The sequence below is a fragment of the Actinomadura sp. 7K507 genome, from assembly GCF_004348425.1.
Classification (GTDB): Bacteria; Actinomycetota; Actinomycetes; order Streptosporangiales; family Streptosporangiaceae; genus Spirillospora.
Map to the genome: position 1 here is coordinate 1 of NZ_SMKK01000482.1, position 2291 is coordinate 2291.

3 protein-coding genes are annotated in these 2291 nt (G+C 72.4%); 2 read left to right on the forward strand and 1 reads right to left on the reverse strand.

Annotation, left to right across the window (positions count from 1 at the left end):
• Positions 1-708: class I SAM-dependent methyltransferase (locus E1285_RS44645; protein ID WP_132160961.1), on the forward strand; the 708-nt coding region annotated here is incomplete at its 5' end.
• 5 nt (positions 709-713) lie between these two features.
• On the opposite strand, the gene E1285_RS44650 is transcribed toward E1285_RS44645, so the two are convergent.
• A complete protein-coding gene (locus E1285_RS44650) occupies positions 714-1472 on the reverse strand; it encodes an SDR family NAD(P)-dependent oxidoreductase (RefSeq protein ID WP_132160962.1) in 759 nt (252 codons plus the stop codon).
• 146 nt (positions 1473-1618) lie between these two features.
• On the opposite strand from E1285_RS44650, the gene E1285_RS44655 reads away from it, so the two are divergent.
• Positions 1619-2291: glycosyltransferase (locus tag E1285_RS44655; protein ID WP_165967048.1), on the forward strand; the 673-nt coding region annotated here is incomplete at its 3' end.

Here is a 2291-nt window from a genome sequence, read left to right on the forward strand (position 1 = left end):
GTCCAGGACGCCCGCCCGCTGGCCGTCGATCTCGGCTACGGCGCGTCCCCGGTCACGACCTTCGAGCTCTACACCCGGCTCCGCGCCGTCTCCCCGCACCTGGAGGTCGTCGGAATCGAGATCGACCCGGACCGCGTCGCCGCCGGAGCCGCCTTCCTCGCGGACCACGGCCCGCGCGACGGCCTGTCGTTCCGGCGCGGCGGCTTCGAACTGCCGGTACCGCGCCCGCCCGTCCTGATCAGGGCGTTCAACGTCCTGCGGCAGTACGACGAGCCCGCCGCCTGGCGCGCCTGGGACGACCTGCGCGCCCGCCTCGACCCGTCCGGGATCCTCGTCGAGGGGACGTGCGACGAGATCGGGCGCCGCGCGGTCTGGGTGACGCTCACCCCGGAGGGCCCGCAAACGATCACGTTCGCGGCGCACCTGCGGACGCTCGGGCGCCCGTCCGACCTCGCCGAGCGGCTCCCGAAGACGCTGATCCACCGCAACGTCCCCGGCGAACCCGTCCACGACCTCCTGGCCGCGTTCGACCGCTGCTGGGCGACCGCCGCCCCGCACTCGGCGTTCGGCCCGCGCGCCCGCTGGATCGAGGCGGTGACGCTGCTCGCCGGGACCCGTCCCGTCCTGACCCGTCCGCCCTACGGAGGCCGCAACCGCTGGCGCCTCGGCGAGATCACCCTGCCCTGGAGCGCCGTCGCGCCACGGTGAGAGACCTACTCGCGGTGCAGCTTGTGAGGGGCGGCCTGGACGCGCGGCTGGACGTCGATGCGGTCGATGTTGACGTGCGGGGGACGCGTGACGACCCATGCCACGCAGTCGGCGACGTCCTCGGCGACCAGGGGCTCGGGGACGCCCTCGTACGGCTTGGCGGCCTTCTCCTCGTCCCCGTGGAACCGGACCAGCGAGAACTCCTCGGTCTTCACCAGCCCGGGGGCGATCTCGGTGATGCGGACGGGTTCGGCGACGAGTTCGAGCCGCATCACCTCGTTCACCGCGTAGGCGGCGTGCTTGGCCGCGTTGTAGCCGCCGCCCCCCTCGTACGGGTCGTGCGCGGCGAGCGAGGTGATGTTGACGACGTGCCCGGCGCCGCTCTCGATCAGCTTGGGCAGCAGCGCCTTGGTGACGCGCACCAGCCCGAGGACGTTGGAGTCGTACATCGCCTGCCACTCAGCGAGGTCGGCGGTCGCCACGCTGTCCAGGCCGAGCGCGCCGCCCGCGTTGTTGACCAGCACATGGCAGCCGTCGATCGCGGCGGCGAGGGCGTCCACCGACTCCTGCGAGGTCACGTCCAGGGTGACCGGGACGACCTTCCCCGCCCCCGGCACGCCCTCGGCGATCTCCTTGGCGAGGGCGTCGAGGCGGTCCCGGCGCCGCGCGGCGAGCACGACGTTGAACCCCTCCGCCGCCAGCCGCCTGGCCGTGGCGGCCCCGATCCCGCTGCTTGCACCTGTCAATACCGCGGTCTTACGCATGCGCCCAGTCTCCCGCAGACTTCCCGGCGCGGTCCCGGGTGGGTTGCCGGTGAGGTCGATCACTGTGACGACGAGTCACGGTTGTCCCCCTAGCGGAGGGAACACCAACTCCGGTCGATAGGTTGCACTACCGGAGGTGGTGTCCGGTGTCGCGTCGTATCAACCGGGTTGCGACGGTCAGTGCTCATACTTCCCCCCTTGATCAACCAGGTACCGGCGACGCCGGCGGCATGAACGTCTACATCGTCGAGGTGGCCAAGCGCCTCGCCGCGCGAGGCGTCGAGGTCGACATCTTCACCCGCGCCACCTGCCGTGCCATGCCACCCGCCGTCGAACTGGCCCCGGGGGTCCTCGTCCGGAACGTGGTCGCCGGGCCCTTCGAGGAGCTGGACAAGGACGAGCTGCCGCGACATCTGTGCGGCTTCACCTCCGGGGTCCTGCGCGCCGAGGCGGCCCACGACCCCGGCCACTACGACCTCCTCCACACCCACTACTGGCTGTCCGGCCAGGCGGGCTGGGCGGCGAAGCAGCGCTGGGGCGTCCCGCTCGTCCACTCCATGCACACCATGGCCAAAGTGAAGAACGCGGCGCTCGCGGAAGGCGACAAGGCCGAACCGGCCGAACGCGTCATCGGCGAGGAGCAGGTCGTGGCGTCGTCCGACCAGCTCGTCGCCAACACCGCCAAGGAGGCCCGCGAACTCGTCGGCCTCTACGGCGCCGACCCCGCCCGGGTCGCGACCGTCAGCCCCGGCGTCGACCTCTCCCTGTTCCGCCCCGAATCGCCCCTCCTCGCCCGCGGCGCCGGCCTGCTCCCGCCCC

Coding starts and splice junctions, on each gene's coding strand:
- E1285_RS44650 (WP_132160962.1), bottom strand. CDS start 1,472: ATGCGTAAGACCGCGGTATTGACAGGTGCAAGCAGCGGGATCGGGGCC.